General features: G+C 38.1%; 16 protein-coding genes. 6 read left to right on the top strand and 10 right to left on the bottom strand.

All coding sequences use genetic code 11. The features are described 5' to 3' along the window. The first annotated feature begins 285 nt into the window (after positions 1–285). Complete coding sequence (gene cyoE, locus MHI22_RS08120; protein ID WP_036120361.1) at positions 286–1236, top strand: heme o synthase; 951 nt, start codon at positions 286–288, stop codon at positions 1234–1236. A gap of 85 nt (positions 1237–1321) precedes the next feature. Here the strand turns inward: cyoE and MHI22_RS08115 are convergent, their stop codons facing one another. The 6 genes from MHI22_RS08115 to MHI22_RS08090 all read right to left on the bottom strand — a co-directional run bounded on the left by MHI22_RS08115 (position 1322) and on the right by MHI22_RS08090 (position 5793). Then, positions 1322–2056 carry a metallophosphoesterase gene (locus tag MHI22_RS08115; RefSeq protein ID WP_036120358.1) on the bottom strand — a complete coding sequence of 245 codons (735 nt, stop codon included), beginning with the start codon at positions 2054–2056 and terminating at the stop codon, positions 1322–1324. Between the two features lie 250 nt (positions 2057–2306). Then, a complete protein-coding gene (locus MHI22_RS08110) occupies positions 2307–2756 on the bottom strand; it encodes a helix-turn-helix transcriptional regulator (protein WP_036120355.1) in 450 nt (149 codons plus the stop codon). A 125-nt stretch (positions 2757–2881) separates the two neighbouring features. Beyond that, positions 2882–3286: a hypothetical protein gene (locus MHI22_RS08105; protein ID WP_036120352.1), complete on the bottom strand. Its 405-nt coding sequence runs from the start codon at positions 3284–3286 to the stop codon at positions 2882–2884. Between the two features lie 92 nt (positions 3287–3378). Further along, on the bottom strand, positions 3379–4716 hold the full coding sequence (locus MHI22_RS08100; protein ID WP_036120348.1) for a hemolysin family protein: 1338 nt from the start codon (positions 4714–4716) through the stop codon (positions 3379–3381). Positions 4717–4748: 32 nt separating this feature from the next. Further along, positions 4749–5090, bottom strand: a complete 342-nt coding sequence (locus tag MHI22_RS08095) for a MerR family transcriptional regulator (RefSeq protein WP_036120344.1) — start codon at positions 5088–5090, stop codon at positions 4749–4751. A 217-nt stretch (positions 5091–5307) separates the two neighbouring features. Next, a complete protein-coding gene (locus MHI22_RS08090) occupies positions 5308–5793 on the bottom strand; it encodes a hypothetical protein (protein ID WP_230593778.1) in 486 nt (161 codons plus the stop codon). A 197-nt stretch (positions 5794–5990) separates the two neighbouring features. Here MHI22_RS08090 and MHI22_RS08085 point away from each other — a divergent pair, with 197 nt between their 5' ends. Continuing rightward, the gene (locus MHI22_RS08085; RefSeq protein WP_255358828.1) at positions 5991–6119 is read left to right on the top strand and encodes a hypothetical protein; all 129 of its coding nucleotides are present in this window, start codon (positions 5991–5993) and stop codon (positions 6117–6119) included. A gap of 135 nt (positions 6120–6254) precedes the next feature. On the opposite strand, the gene MHI22_RS08080 is transcribed toward MHI22_RS08085, so the two are convergent. The 4 genes from MHI22_RS08080 to MHI22_RS08065 form a co-directional block, all read right to left on the bottom strand. Continuing rightward, positions 6255–6827 (bottom strand): 5' nucleotidase, NT5C type, encoded by a 573-nt coding sequence (locus tag MHI22_RS08080; protein ID WP_036120338.1) that lies wholly within the window; start codon positions 6825–6827, stop codon positions 6255–6257. A 12-nt stretch (positions 6828–6839) separates the two neighbouring features. Next, positions 6840–7946: a flavodoxin-dependent (E)-4-hydroxy-3-methylbut-2-enyl-diphosphate synthase gene (ispG, locus tag MHI22_RS08075; protein ID WP_170829863.1), complete on the bottom strand. Its 1107-nt coding sequence runs from the start codon at positions 7944–7946 to the stop codon at positions 6840–6842. 105 nt (positions 7947–8051) lie between these two features. Continuing rightward, entirely contained in the window at positions 8052–8396 is a 345-nt protein-coding gene (locus MHI22_RS08070) for a hypothetical protein (RefSeq protein ID WP_340811678.1), read from the bottom strand. 52 nt (positions 8397–8448) lie between these two features. Beyond that, positions 8449–8967: a DUF1189 family protein gene (locus MHI22_RS08065; RefSeq protein WP_036120327.1), complete on the bottom strand. Its 519-nt coding sequence runs from the start codon at positions 8965–8967 to the stop codon at positions 8449–8451. Positions 8968–9161: 194 nt separating this feature from the next. Between MHI22_RS08065 and MHI22_RS08060 the strand changes: the two genes are divergently transcribed. The 4 genes from MHI22_RS08060 (at position 9162) to MHI22_RS08045 (ending at position 14563) form a co-directional block, all read left to right on the top strand. Beyond that, a complete protein-coding gene (locus MHI22_RS08060; protein WP_036120325.1) occupies positions 9162–10793 on the top strand; it encodes a Na/Pi cotransporter family protein in 1632 nt (543 codons plus the stop codon). A 67-nt stretch (positions 10794–10860) separates the two neighbouring features. Next, complete coding sequence (locus MHI22_RS08055; RefSeq protein ID WP_058844800.1) at positions 10861–11340, top strand: DUF456 domain-containing protein; 480 nt, start codon at positions 10861–10863, stop codon at positions 11338–11340. Positions 11341–11515: 175 nt separating this feature from the next. Beyond that, positions 11516–12121, top strand: coding sequence for a superoxide dismutase (locus MHI22_RS08050; RefSeq protein WP_036120319.1), 606 nt, complete (start codon positions 11516–11518; stop codon positions 12119–12121). A 237-nt stretch (positions 12122–12358) separates the two neighbouring features. After that, the gene (locus MHI22_RS08045; protein WP_340811676.1) at positions 12359–14563 is read left to right on the top strand and encodes a peptidoglycan D,D-transpeptidase FtsI family protein; all 2205 of its coding nucleotides are present in this window, start codon (positions 12359–12361) and stop codon (positions 14561–14563) included. Positions 14564–15104: the final 541 nt, after the last annotated feature.

Raw genomic sequence — 15104 nt, 5'->3', positions numbered from 1 at the left:
CGGTTTTTTTTGCTATGGAAAAAAGATCACTTATCAAATTATTTTTCTCCAATAGTGATTAGAAGAATCGAGGCAAGAAGGTTCAAATTCATGTCAGTCGGTGGTATCATAGAAGATGTTGTGAATGAGCGTGGTTGGTTAGATGAAAACATGTACTTTATGTGAACATAGAGACAGAACCAATCTAAAAGGGGTAAAATAATAATTTGATGTGCTAGATGCAAATTTTGTCGCTTTCTATCGATGGAAGCGGGTAGAAATTATGGAGAAAAGGAATTAAGATGAATGGAACAAAATCTGAAAACGGAGCATAAACCGCAATCCTCCGAAAAATCACGAGGGAAGTCATCACGCTCTGCTATTTTAGCGCAAACGGTCAAAACTGGCATTATCAAATCCAATTTAATACCGATGTGGGCTGGTTTAACGCTAGGCATGTACAAAAATAAAATGACGTTAATGGACAATATACCAGAAATTATTTTTTCAACAATCGGTTCTGCCCTTGTAATTGGAGCAGCAGGGGCATTTAATAATGTCTATGATCGTGATATTGATGCGATTATGCCTCGTACACAAAGCCGACCAACTGTAACAGGGGAAATGTCAGCAAAAACGACGCTATCTTTAGCCGTTGCGATGTTGATCATCGGGGTAGCTGTGTTGGCACTGGCTTCACCATTAGCAGCTGCGTTTGGTCTATTAGGTGTGTTTTTATATGTAGTCCCTTATACAATGTGGACAAAACGTCGTACGATTTATAATACGGAAATTGGTAGTATTAGTGGGGCAGTGCCGCCATTAATTGGTTGGTCTGCGGTATCAACAGATATTACACATCCTGCGATACTTGGTTTATTTTTTGTCATGGTGATTTGGCAAATGCCCCATTTTTATGCCATTGCGATCCGCAAACGTGTAGACTATGAAGCAGCCAGCGTACCTATGCTGCCCGTTGTCAAAGGAATGCGCCGTACGTATTATCAAACCAATTTTTATTTAGTTTTATTGATTCTATCAAGCTTTTTATTTGGCTCGTTAAGTGTTGGAATTATGCTTGTGGCATTGATTTTAAGTGTTGCTTGGTTAGTGATGAGTATTTACGGCTATCATAGTAATACGGATCAAGTGAAATGGGCTACTAAAATGTTTGTCTTTTCACTTTTCCATATGACAATACTATTTTCAACTGTCATTGTATACTCATTAGTAGGGGTTATCTTTAAGTTATATTGATTCAATCAATGATGACTAGACGTCATGGCGTCCAGATTTATAGAGCTCGCTTGAAAAAACAATCTTCAAAATAAAAACCAACAAGTTATTCGTTACTTGTTGGTTTTTTATTAGCTACTGAAATAATTTGGCGACTTGGCCACTCTAATGCATGTAGCTGTCCGCCAAAAACTGCGCCACCATCAATGCCTATGATGTTATTTTCTCCGAAATAGACACGATAGTCCGTTGGATTTTGGTGAAGATTATACGTAGGGGTATGTCCAAAGATCACCGTTTTATCCCCATTATAACCTGCATGAAATTCCTCACGAATCCACAGTAAACGCATGGGGTCAGTGTCTGCGATAGCGACACCAGGAACAACGCCCCCGTGGACAAAAATAGCATCCTCTAACTCAATATATATTTCAAATGTTTCAATTAGTTGTAAATGTTCTTCAAGCTTCGGTAATGTTTGAATAAAGCTAGGCAATGTATTGTTTTCAATAGCTTCCTCAAAATCTTCCAACTGGTAGCCATAGCTTGCCAGTGTGGCCTCTCCACCACATAGTCCGACCCAATGGTTCCATGGCTTAGCAAGGCCAGAACGACAGGCATTGAGCATGATTGCCTCGTGGTTACCTAGCAAAACACGTGCACCCTTTGCTTGTAATTCATTAACCAAATTTAATACACCACTAGAAGCGGGACCTCTGTCTACGTAATCACCAAGTAAAAAAAGTTGGTCATTCGGTGGATCGTAGTTTGCTTTTAAAAGTAATTCTTCTAACAGCCCTAATTCTCCATGTATATCACTAATTGCTAGTATTCGATTCATTTTCGAGCATCCTTTCTAATAGTAAAGCATTACTATTCAGTATAGAGAATTCTTCTACAAATTTCGACTTTTCCAGCTTTTACATAGAATGGTCGAAGAAATAATTCACTTCCTACTATTTTTCTTTATCATATGAAAGGAGATTTTATTTCCTTATTCATTTGTCAGGGGTGGGGGTTTTGCGAGAGGGGAGGGGCTGAAGGTTAACAGCAGAAGCAGGTTAGAATACTTATACTGTTAACCTATTAGATTAAATCATTAATTCGTCCCAAGCTTGTTTAACGATCTGTTCATCAAATGTTGAAATAAGGCGAAAGTTATTATTGTCTAAAATGCGGAAATGCTGACTGATAACGTTTTGCTGTAGTTTATAACCATCGTGCTCATGAATATTTTTCCACCATATGTATCCACCCATTGTTTTTTCCTTTGGCTGCAATGTTCCATTATTCGCGATTAAATCTACTACCTCCAATGGATCACCGCCAAGCTCATGCTGTAAAATCGAGCTGTCACGACACAAAGTGCAAATGGCAACAGTAGTTGTCCAACCAGCTAGGATACGGCCTTTTTCAATTTGTACAAGTGTTTTCTTAGATAGTCCTAATAAATCACTCATTTGATCCTGTGTAAAAGCTTTTTCTGTACGGATTAATTTCAGTTTTTCTGAAATGAGTGTGATTAATTGTTCACGATTCATCCTAACACCCCTTTTTTCAGATTGTTATGTTCCATTATACATGAAAGTAAAGATACGTGTTTTTCTTTCGATAGTGGAATTAAAAATGAAACAGACTGCCCATAATGGAACAGTCTGTTGGATGATTAAATCTCATATTTTTTCGTATCAGAGATTACACGGAAATGGATGCCTTTAATCTGTGCACTTACTTTATGGCGGAGCGTATCAATATCCACCAGTTCTTCTTTATTTTTGACACATAAGGCAATCTCATGTAATAGGTTTGTAAAAGCCTCCTTAAATAAGGCACGCATATTATCGAAATCTAAACTGCGGAAACTACCATCAATATCGAAGGCTTCCACAGAATTTAATTGCTTAGAAGCTCCTGCAAAACGATCGTCATAGACTGTGTAATTTTCGTCTGTTACAACGATAATATATAAAATTTCTCCTGTAACCGTTTTTAATTCAATATTTGTTTTGTGTTTTTTTACGTCGGTAATAATGTGAATACCATCTGAATGATATAGCTTAAACAATGTCATGTGTATTGCCCCCTGAAACTAGAATCTTATTACGTTATCCATTATATAGTGGAATGGCTAATAATGGAATAATAAATACCAGTTTCATTCTGTTATGTTGATTGTACTTCTGTGATAACTGGTGCACTTTTTCGTAGAGGTCGAACCTCAATATAATGAATTTGATGCCCTTGTTGCTCATAGATGCTAAAGAGATAGGTGTCTAATTCAATATTTCTTGAAGCTTTAATGCCATTATTCACTGTTAAGAACCAACCACCTAATGTTTCTACTTCCTCTGCATCCAGCGTAATGTTTAATAGATTTTCAACATCTTCCACAAGCATTTTGGCATTTAAAATATAGTGATGATCTGTGATTTTTCGAATATCAGCAATTTCATCACCGTCAAATTCATCCCGAATTTCACCAACAATTTCCTCTAAAATGTCTTCAACAGTTACTAGTCCAGATGTACCACCATATTCGTCCATTAAAATGGCCATATGGATTCGTTCTTTTTGCATGCGTACAAGTAATTCCTGAATAGGAATTGTTTCAATAACACGAATGACAGGATTAATGAAATCCTCTAAAACTAATGTGTCGTCTGTAAGTTGTTCAAGTAACCCATGCGTAAATAGCTCCTTGGCATTGATAAAGCCTAGAATATTATCGCGGTCACCATCGTATACAGGGTAGCGCGTATATTTTTCCTCGGCAATGGTATGAATGATATGGGTAAACGATTCATTTTGTTCAATACCAACTATTTCTGTTCGGGGAACCATGATTTCACGAGCAATACGTTCATCAAATTCAAAGACATTGTTCACATATTTAAGCTCAGATTTATTGATTTCACCACTTTTAAAGCTTTCAGACATTAATAATCGCAATTCTTCCTCTGTATGAGAAAGCTCATGTTCACTAGCGGGCTTCATGCCGAATAGTCCAATTAAAACACGTGCAGAACCGTTCAAAAACCAAATAAATGGGTACATGATTTTGTAGAAAAACATAATTGGCTTTGCGAAAAGAAGTGTAATAGCTTCAGCCTTTTGAATAGCTGCCGTTTTTGGAGCTAGTTCGCCAACTACTACATGTAAAAACGTTGCGATAGCGAAGGCTGTACCAATTGTAAAGATCGTCATATATTTATCAGAAATGCCGACCATTTCAAAAAGTGGGTGAAGCATAAATTCAAAGGTTTTTTCACCAACCATCCCGATACCAAGTGCGGTTACTGTAATACCTAATTGGCAGGCAGATAAGTATTCATCTAAATGATGGACAACATGCTTAGCAGCAATTGCTTTTTTATTGCCCTCTGCAACCAGCTGATCGAGTCTTGAGGAGCGCACCTTGACAATGGCAAATTCTGTTGCTACGAAAAAGCCTGTTAAAGCTAATAAAATGGTAAAAATCGATAGGTTTATAATGGTCTCCAAATAGTCGTTCTGTAAAAACAGAACGTCACCTCCTAATTATGAATAAGTAATAGTAAGGATTGCATTAATGCAATACTTTCGGGTGAAACGTTTTTCTTAATGGTTTCAATTTTTTTATCATCTTGTTTGTTCATTTGCTCTAGCAATGAAGCTACATCATGCTCTAAATCTTGCATTTTTAAACGAAGCATTTGTACATCGATTTCTTCATAGGGTGTGATGTTCAATTCATGTTGGATTGCTACGAGTGAGAGTCCCTGTTGTTTGCGTTGTTCAATAAATTGAAGTCGTTCAATCATGATTGGATCATAGAAGCGATAATTTGTTGCAGAACGTTCTGCATCCAACAAACCAATATTGGTATAATAATCGATTGTTCGTTTAGTAATGCCTGTTTTTTCTGCAAGTTCGCCAATTTTTAATTTCTCTGTCCCAATGCAAACACCTCCAAACCATCACGTGATACTTTGATTATAACGTGATGGTCTAAATATATTCAAATGATAGGCTTCAATATTTCAAAATTGTAAGATTTTTTTAATAAAAAAATAACGTTTCTGCCATTGTTAACTGGTAGAAACGTTACTAAGATTAGGGAAGTAAATAGGTATCGTATAGGTGATGGAGTGCTTCCTCACCATTTTCTTGTAAGAGAATTTCCTCATTATATGTAAGTATGACGTTTGTGTGCTTACTATCGATTTTATCATCAATGAATTTACACGTTACCGTGACAAAGCCCGCTTCCGCTAGCTTTTCTTTCATATCTCCATCCCAGGGCTGGTCAGAAAATAGTGGGGGCTGCCAAGTGCCTCTCACATGTAGCTCATTTTTTTCAAGGTCATAATCCCAGCGGATGTCACGTAAAATAGTTTTAAATAGGTCATTAACTGTAAAAGATGTATCTTGATAGTTAATGTCTATAGCGCGCATGGCATGGACATCTCGACTAACTGCACTAGCTGCGGAATTGGCCGCTGAATTGATGCCTGAAGCAGCATCTCTAATTTCTGCTAATCGATCACCACAGCCTGTTAGTAAAGCACAGATGCATGTTATACAAGCTACCTTCGTCATCCATTTCACAAGTAGTCCCTCCAGTCTAGTAAGTTGTTATTACTATCTTAACGAAAAGAAAAATACGAAGAAAGGGCATGAAGGCGGCAGTTTGTGACGGTTTTGCAACGATGCGATCTCCACTTGATTGTTCGGCATTTGGAAAGTATATAAGTCTGAAGATTTAGTAAAATGATGAGAGAAAGGGAGCGGTTTGGATGAAAATTAATGATGAAATGCTTGATCGATTAGGAACTTATTTTGTCTATCATGCTGTTTATGATAATTATGGTATTACCTTTGAAAACTTTGTGGATCGTTGGCTACGAGGAATTCTTGAGGTATAGCAATCATCAATGCCGCCTTGATAATGATGTCCGAATTTTTTGAGCATGCTCTGAAAAATTGAAAAAACGGTAACACTCGATTTAGTAGACAAGTTAAACAAAAGAGTCGTGTCCAAGTTTGAACACGCCTCTGCTTTATTTGAAATAATCTGTAATAAACTGATTGGCTTCCTGCCAATTATATACTCGTATAACATTATCAGGAACAGTGAGGCGGTTATATGGTGTGTCAAATAACACAACAGGGATTTTTAGTTCCTCCGCCAGCATTACCGCATTATCGTGCTTATCCTCAAAGAAAGCTTCTACATGATGCTTTTTCGCGGCAGCTAGTTTATCGTGGCTACCTAGAAGTTCGATATGATCGTATGGTATAGCTTGCGTTTTAAACCAATTGACAGTGATGTTTGCTACATTTTCACCTCGTGCAGAAATATAATACAGCTCGAAATTATTTTTCCAAGCGGTTAGAATATTTTTTGCATCTTTTGCCACTTCAGAGACTTCATACATATAAGGCTCATTTTCCTTAAACCATGTATTAAATGCACTGCGGTCAACAGGGTGTGGAAAGGCGGATAAAAAATCATATTCACAAACATCATCAAGTGTAATATTTACATTGTATTGCTTATTAATATGTGGAATGAGTGTACTTGGACATGTCACAGTCCCATCGATATCAATACCAAAACGAGGCTTTTTCATGCTAGCACCTCCTTAAGCATTCGCTTTTTGTGCTGCTTCTGCTGCTTGCTTTTCTTCCATTTCTGCTGCTAATTTATCAATTTCTTTTTTCAGTTCTTCCACCATCGTTTCTTCAGGTACTTTACGAACTGTTTTTCCCTTCATGAAAAGTAAGCCTTCACCACGAGCACCAGCAATTCCGATATCCGCTTCTCGTGCTTCACCTGGACCGTTTACGGCACAGCCCAACACAGCTACTTTTAAAGGAACCTTTAATTTTGAAATATATTCTTCCACTTCATTTGCGATCGAAATTAAATCAATTTCAATGCGCCCACATGTAGGACAAGAAATAAGTGTGGCCATATTAGAGGCTAGACCAAATGATTTTAATAATTCTCTTGCTACTTTTATTTCTTCTACAGGGTCAGCTGAAAGGGAGATACGCAATGTGTTCCCAATGCCTTTTGAAAGGATGGCTCCAAGACCAGCTGCTGATTTTACTGTACCAGCAAACAGTGTCCCTGATTCTGTAATCCCTAAATGAAGCGGGTAATTAAAGGCTTTCGCCGCCTTTTCATAAGCTTCAATAGCAAGATTAACATCAGATGCCTTCATTGACACGATAATATCGTGGAAGTCCAAGTCTTCCAAAATTTTAATATGGTGTAGAGCTGATTCAACCATACCATCAGCTGTAGGATAGCCGTATTTTTCTAAAATATGACGCTCTAATGAGCCGGCATTAACACCAATACGAATGGGGATACCTTTCGCTTTGGCAGCATTAACAACAGCTTCCACTTTTTCTTTACGGCCAATATTACCTGGGTTAATACGTACTTTATCAATACCATTTTCAATGGCTTTTAATGCTAATCTATAGTCAAAATGAATATCAGCTACTAATGGAATATGAATACGTTTTTTAATTTCGGCAATCGCATCCGCTGCACGCTCATCTGGTACAGCAACACGAACAACCTGACAGCCCGCTTCCTCAAGACGAAGAATTTCCGCAACTGTTGCTTCTACATCATGTGTTTTGGTTGTACACATACTTTGAATGAATAATTCATTACTACCACCAATTGTTAAGTTACCGACACGTACGGGACGCGTATTTGAACGGTGACAAATTTCACTCATTAACTTTCTCTCCTTTTCGGGCCACTATTTTCAGCCGTCACTGTCATTTATTTTAGCAGTGTAGGAAAATAAGGACAAGGAAGAAACGCTAACTTTTCATTTTCCACATTTGTTTTCAAGCTCAAACGACAGTGGAAGCTTGATATTTTCACCTGGAATGAGAGCTTGTAATTGTAAGTGTGGGTTTAAGTTGTAAAAAAGTTGTAAGCGCTCTGGAAAGGTCATAGGAACTTTTGCAGGATGTAGGGCAAATAAACTATGGATAGTGTCACCTTCAATCGTTTGTACTGTAATATAATTTGGCTCACGCTGTTTTTCACAAAGAGTATTTTCTGTATTTTTGGTAGATAAAGCTGCCAGTGGGATAGATCCTTCGGTTAAATCTACTTTGACGACAAAGGCGATCACAATGATGATGGCTGTTAAGATGAATGCGCGCAAAAAATCCCCTCCTTTTCTACACTATATTGAGAAGAGAGGGGATTCATGCACATTATTTTGTAATTGGTTGTTTTGGATATTTTGTAAAGGCCACAATTAATAGAGTAATGGTTAACAATAAAGAGAATACAGTGATAATGGTACTGTTAATTGGTAAATAGTCTGCTAGCATTGATAGCAAAGTTGCCCAAGTGATGGCAAAGGTAGCTGTTCGCCAGATGTGACGATATTCACCTCGACGCTTCATTGCCTTTAAGATAAATAAACCAGCTAAAGCATAGAGAGCAATTTGTGCAAATATGAGCATGGTTGTCACAACAAAAAGCATGAGGAAGGTGAATGGATATAAGAGCCATTTAATGCCTTCTATATATTCCGTTAAACCAGTTAAACTATCCATATCAAATGTATCAACAGACATACCTGCTGCAAAGCGACCTAAAGAAAATACGGACACAATGGTAATGAGTAGAAAAGTATATTGAATAACCTTTCCAATAGGTAATAAACGATAGGCTGCTAGTTTTTTAGGATGAATGAGACTATCGATAAAAAGCTGTGAGTGTTTCATACTATATCTCCTCCAATCGATATTTTAACATGTTCAAAGAGGACAGGATATGAAAGAAGTATAAATGAAGAGGAACTAGATGATAAAATGTTAACATTATGTAAAGAAGTTAAAGGATTTCTTTACTTTTTGTTGGTAATCATTTAATGATTACAAATAGAGTAGTAGAGATGTAGGAATTGGAGCGAAAACAATTGACAATAGATTGGCAAAGCATACTCTTTCAATTTTTAGGTGGGTTAGGGGTATTTTTATTTTCCATTAAATTTATGGGTGATGGACTTCAGAAATCAGCGGATGATCGATTACGTGAATGGTTAAATCGCTTTACTACAAACCCGATTATGGGTGTCTTAGTGGGTATATTTGTAACGATTTGTATTCAGTCAAGTTCTGCAACAACAGTCATAACTGTAGGTTTAGTGAGTGCTGGTTTTTTAACATTGCGTCAAGCCATTGGCGTCATCATGGGGGCAAATATCGGTACAACCATTACAGCATTTATTATTGGCATTAATATTGGTATCTATTTTTACCCTTTGTTGGCAATCGGTGCAGGTTGTTTGTTTTTCTTGAAAAAAGCAACGTATCAACATATTGGCCAGATTCTTTTTGGCTTTGGTGGTTTATTTTTAGGGCTAGAGCTAATGAGTGCAAGTATGCAGGCACTACATCAATTGGCAGACTTTGCATCATTAACGCTTCATTTAAGTAATCAACCGATTTTAGGCATATTTTTAGGAACCGTATTCACATTATTGGTGCAAAGTTCTACTGCGACGGTTGGTGTGCTGCAAGGGTTATATGCTGAACATTTAATTGGTTTAAATAGTGCATTACCTATTTTGTTTGGTGAAAATATTGGCACGACCATTACAGCGGTATTAGCTTCCCTTGGTGCTTCTATTTATGCAAAGCGTGCAGCTGCCGCACATGTCCTTTTTAATGTCATCGGCACGATCATTTTCATGCTATTCTTTACACCATTTATACAGTTTGTCCAGTGGGTAAGTGAGTTATTTCATTTAGAGCCTCGCATGCAAATTGCTCTTGCACATGGTTCATTCAACGTATTTAATATGATGATTCAACTTCCATTTATCGCTGGACTTGCAACATTAGTTACGAAGTTGCTGCCAGGAAATGACGGTCATATCAATGTGACAACTAAGCATCTGGACCCATCCTTTATTGATTCCTCTCCTGCCATTGCCCTTGGTCAAGCGAAAGAGGAAGTGTTACGAATGGGTGAACATGCATTGCGAGGGCTGGAAGAAACGTTTTTATATATGAAAACGGGGGAAGCAGAACATATTCCAACGGTTTTGCAATTAGAGGTCGGCCTCAATCATCTCGACAATGAAATTACGGATTATTTAGTCATGGTGTCTAAGCAGCCGCTATCTCGAGCAGACTCAGTAAGACACCATACCTTATTAACAAATGTGCGAGATTTTGAACGGATTGGAGACCATTTTGAAAATATATTAGAGCTTCTACAATACAAAGATCATCATGAAGTGAGTTTAAGTAAATCAGCACGACAAGATTTAATTGGTATGTTTAGTTTAGCCATTGAAGCAGTACGGAAAAGCATTGAAGCTTTAGATACGGCGAGCTTAAGTTTAGCTCAGGAGGTAACGGAGCTAGAAAGCTTAATAGATGATATGGAAGATAAACTCCGTCAAAAACATATCGCTCGCTTGAACACTAATGAATGCAGTGGAGCAGCGGGAATTGTTTATATGGATATTGTAAGCAATCTAGAACGTATAGGAGACCATGCAGTAAACATTGCCGACTCGATTTTAGGCATTCGTCATTAGCGAGATGAAACTTTTCACTTTGTTATTCCGTATGAAAGGCAATGCACGGTAAAAGGAGAGAAACTTTATGGAAGTTATTGGCTGGATCTTAGTGATTGCCTGCTTTATTATTTCGTTTATTGGTTTAGTGTATCCGATTATTCCGGGTGTACTATTTTTAGTTGGCGGATTTTTGCTTTATGGTGTATTTTTCTCATTCGCAGAGCTGAGCTGGTGGTTCTGGGTGATTGAAATCCTATTTGTAGTGCTATTATTTGGTGCCGATACAGTGGCAAATGCGTTCGGCATTAAAAAGTTTGGTGGTTCTAACGCAGGAATGTGGGGAAGTACTATCGGTTTATTAATTGGTCCATTTGTTATTCCCGTTGCAGGGATATTAATTGGTCCATTTTTAGGCGCGGTGATTGCAGAACTTATTGTTGAGAAACGTACCTTTAATGAGGCTGTGAAAAGTGGTGTGGGCTCTCTAATAGGCTTTTTAACATCTACCATTGCAAAGGCTGTCATTCAAATCGTGATGATTATTGTATTTTTTATCGCGATTTAATGCTTCACTTTTAAGGTTTAGTGTTTATGATGAAAGGGTAAGATAGTAAACGTATTGATATTTCAGTCAAAAGGCTGAAATCTTCAATTTGAAGTATTTTTCATTGAATGGTTTGACCAATTTTGATAATCTAAGGATGTACTATTTATTTCTTATTTTAGGGAGGAACTTAACAATGGCTTACGAATTACCACAATTAACTTACGCTTATGATGCATTAGAACCACATATCGATGCAAAAACAATGGAAATTCACCATTCTAAACACCACAATACTTATGTAACAAACTTAAACGCAGCAGTAGAAGGTACTGAATTTGCAGAAAAGAACATTAACGACTTAATCGCAAACCTTGACGCTCTTCCAGCTGACAAACAAACTGCTGTACGCAACAACGGTGGCGGACATGCTAACCATACATTATTCTGGGAAGTTATCGCTCCAGGCGGTTCAAATACACCAGTTGGCGAAGTAGCAAAAGCAATCGATGCTAAATTCGGTTCTTTCGATGCTTTCAAAGAAGAATTTGCTAAAGCTGCTACAACTCGCTTCGGTTCTGGTTGGGCTTGGTTAATCGTTGATGGTGACTCAGTGGCTGTTACGTCTACTCCTAACCAAGACTCTCCAGTAATGGAAGGTAAAACTCCAATTCTAGGCTTAGATGTTTGGGAACATGCATATTACTTAAACTACCAAAACCGTCGTCCAGATTACATCGGTTCTTTCTGGAATGTAGTAAACTGGGACGTAGTAGAAGCTAAATTCCAAGCTGCAAAATAATGATGAATCTTCGGCTATGCCAAAGGTGAGTAATCACCAAGGCATAGCCTTTTTTATTGGATAGAAAAGTAAGCGTGAGGGAAAGTATAAAAAAAAGCAACCTTTCCTCAGAAAGTGCCGTCAAATAAATGATGTTTTACATAAGATTTCGTAAGTGCGTGCTTTTCTGTCATACCTTCGAATGGTATACTAAGTATCGTGTATTGAAATGATCAGAAGATGAGGAGGGGAATACATATGCGCAAAGCACCCGGAAAAAATCGCGCGGCGAGTGTTAAAGCAAAACATCATTCTAATTTAACATTTCGTATGAATATCCTTTTCTTTGCAATATTTATCGTATTTTCAATGTTAATTTTTAGACTGGGTTATATGCAAATCGTCAAAGGGGAAGAGTATGTACGACTTTTAGAGAGTAAAGAGGAAGTTCCTGTTAATACAAGTGTGCCAAGGGGCCGCATGTATGATCGTTACGGGCGTATTTTAGTCGATAATCACCCTGAAAATGCCATTACCTATACGAAAATGCAAACGACCACAACAGATGAAATGCTAAATATAGCTGAAAAGCTGGCGCAATTAATTGAACAACCAACAAAACGCGTCACATTGCGTGATAAACAAGATTTTTGGATTATCAAAAATCATGATGCGGCTTATGAAAAAGTGACAAAGGCAGAAGAAGCTGAAATTCGAGCGAAAGAAAATATTACGACAAGTCAAATCAATGCAGAGATTGATAAACTAGTACGTGAACGCATTACGAATGAAGAACTTTTGCAATTGTCAGAGAAAGATTTAGAAGTATTAGCAATCTTTAGAGAGATGACATCTGGTTATAATTTATCACCTCAAATTATAAAAAGTGAAGATGTCTCGGCAGAAGAATTTGCACGTGTCTCCGAGCGTTTAACGGAACTGCCAGGAGTTAACACAACGACAGATTGGAAACGCGTAAAATTATCTTCTCTATCGATTCTTGGTCGTACAACGGTCCCAACAAAAGGGATACCAAAAGAGAAGCTGAATTATTATTTAGCCCGTGATTATTCACGAAATGATCGAGTAGGGGAAAGTTATATCGAAGCTCAATATGAAGAGTTACTACAAGGTCAAAAAACAGTTGTCAAAAATATTACCAATAAAAAAGGGCAGGTCGTCGATACGGTGACAACCTATGAAGGTGAACCAGGTAAAGACTTAATCCTGTCAATGGATAGTGAGCTACAGGCGGAAACAGAGAAAATTTTGGAAGAAGAGCTGCTTAACCTAAAAGCACTCCCAGGCTCGTATTTATTAGATCGCGCCTTCTTAATCATGATGGACCCGAATACAGGGGATGTCCTATCCATGACTGGTAAGAAAATAGAAAAAAATGCTGAGACAGGGAAAAATGAAGTCATTGACTATGCATATGGATCATTTACAACAGCTTATGAGGCAGGTTCATCTGTAAAGGCAGCAACTGTTCTTACTGGATACAATCAAGGTGTTATATCGATGGGTACTTCTATGGGAGATGAGCCTATTGTATTAGCTGGTACAGACCCTAAAACGTCTATTTTTAACCGTAGTGGATATATTCCAATGGATGATTTAATGGCTTTAGAACGTTCTTCCAACTCCTATATGTTTAAGATTGCGTTGCTGCTTAATGGAACACCTTATAGCTATGGTATGCCATTACGCTTAAAGGACGATACGTTCCCCAGAATGCGTAATAATTATGCGCAATTTGGTTTAGGTGTGAAAACAGGCATTGATTTACCAAATGAATTTAGTGGGGTGCGTGGTCCATCAGGTGCAACGATGGGAGGGAAAACGCTTGACTTGGCCATTGGTCAGTATGACACTTATACACCTCTGCAATTAGCACAATATATTTCAACAGTTGCCAATGGTGGCTATCGTATTCAGCCACATGTCGTGAAAGAGGTTCGTGATCCATCTCAAGATGGTAAACAATTAGGCCAGTTAGTAACAGAAGTAGGACCAACTATTTTGAATCAAATTGATAATTCCAAAGAAGAGATCGATTATGTAAAGCAAGGATTGCGTCGTGTATACACTGGTAAACACGGTACAGCACGAGCTCAATTTGCGGATATTCCATATACAGCTGCTGGGAAAACAGGGACAGCAGAGGTAGTTTATTATGGTCCATTACGAGAGTACTATGGTACAAACACGATTAACTTAACACATGTCGGTTTTGCACCATATGAAAACCCTGAAATTGCCTATGCAGTTGTTATCCCATGGGTTAATACAAACTTAGCTCCACACTACTATCAAAATAATGTCATTGCTAGACGTGCTTTAGACAAGTATTTTGAATTAAAAGCAAAATATCAAGCTGAAAAAGTGACAGATAGCAATGTAAAACAACCAATTTTACCTGCCGTTACACAAGAGAAAATTGGTGAGGATGAGCAACAATAAGAAAACCGCTAGGCATGAGAATGCCTAGCGGTTTCATGTTGTTGAAAAAAGGTAATGTCAACGGCATAATAAGCAATTTTGTAAGGCGAGGGGTTGATTTCCGTTCCGCCAGCGTCCTTTCCAGGGGGCGTCTGATGAGCCGCTTCACTCACTGCGTTCGCTCCAGGGTCTCCTCTGTGACGCTAAATCCCCTAGGAGTGACGCTGGCTCCACTCCAATCAACCATTCTGCAAAAGTGTCTTTTCCTGAACAAAATAGCCCATTATTTATATTATAAGAGAGGATAGCCTCTTATTTTCAATGTGGAGAAGTGATGTGTGACAACACCCCACCATAAAAGAGTAGTGAATACCTTCACTTTTTTGCTAAAAAGTGAACATTTTTATTTTATGGATTGGAGTGGAAGGCTACTTGACTCCCGTGGGAATAGCGAGACAGGCGAGCCCCTGCACGGAGGAAGCGGCTCGGCGCTCGCCCACAGGAAAGCAAGTAGCCTGCAACGGAAATCCTTTTTCACCTTTCACATAAATTCTATGGATGG

The organism is Lysinibacillus sp. FSL L8-0312, from assembly GCF_038003285.1.
Classification (GTDB): Bacteria; Bacillota; Bacilli; order Bacillales_A; family Planococcaceae; genus Lysinibacillus; species Lysinibacillus fusiformis_D.
Note: the sequence above shows the minus strand (reverse complement) of the source record. Positions and strands in the feature narration are given on the sequence as shown.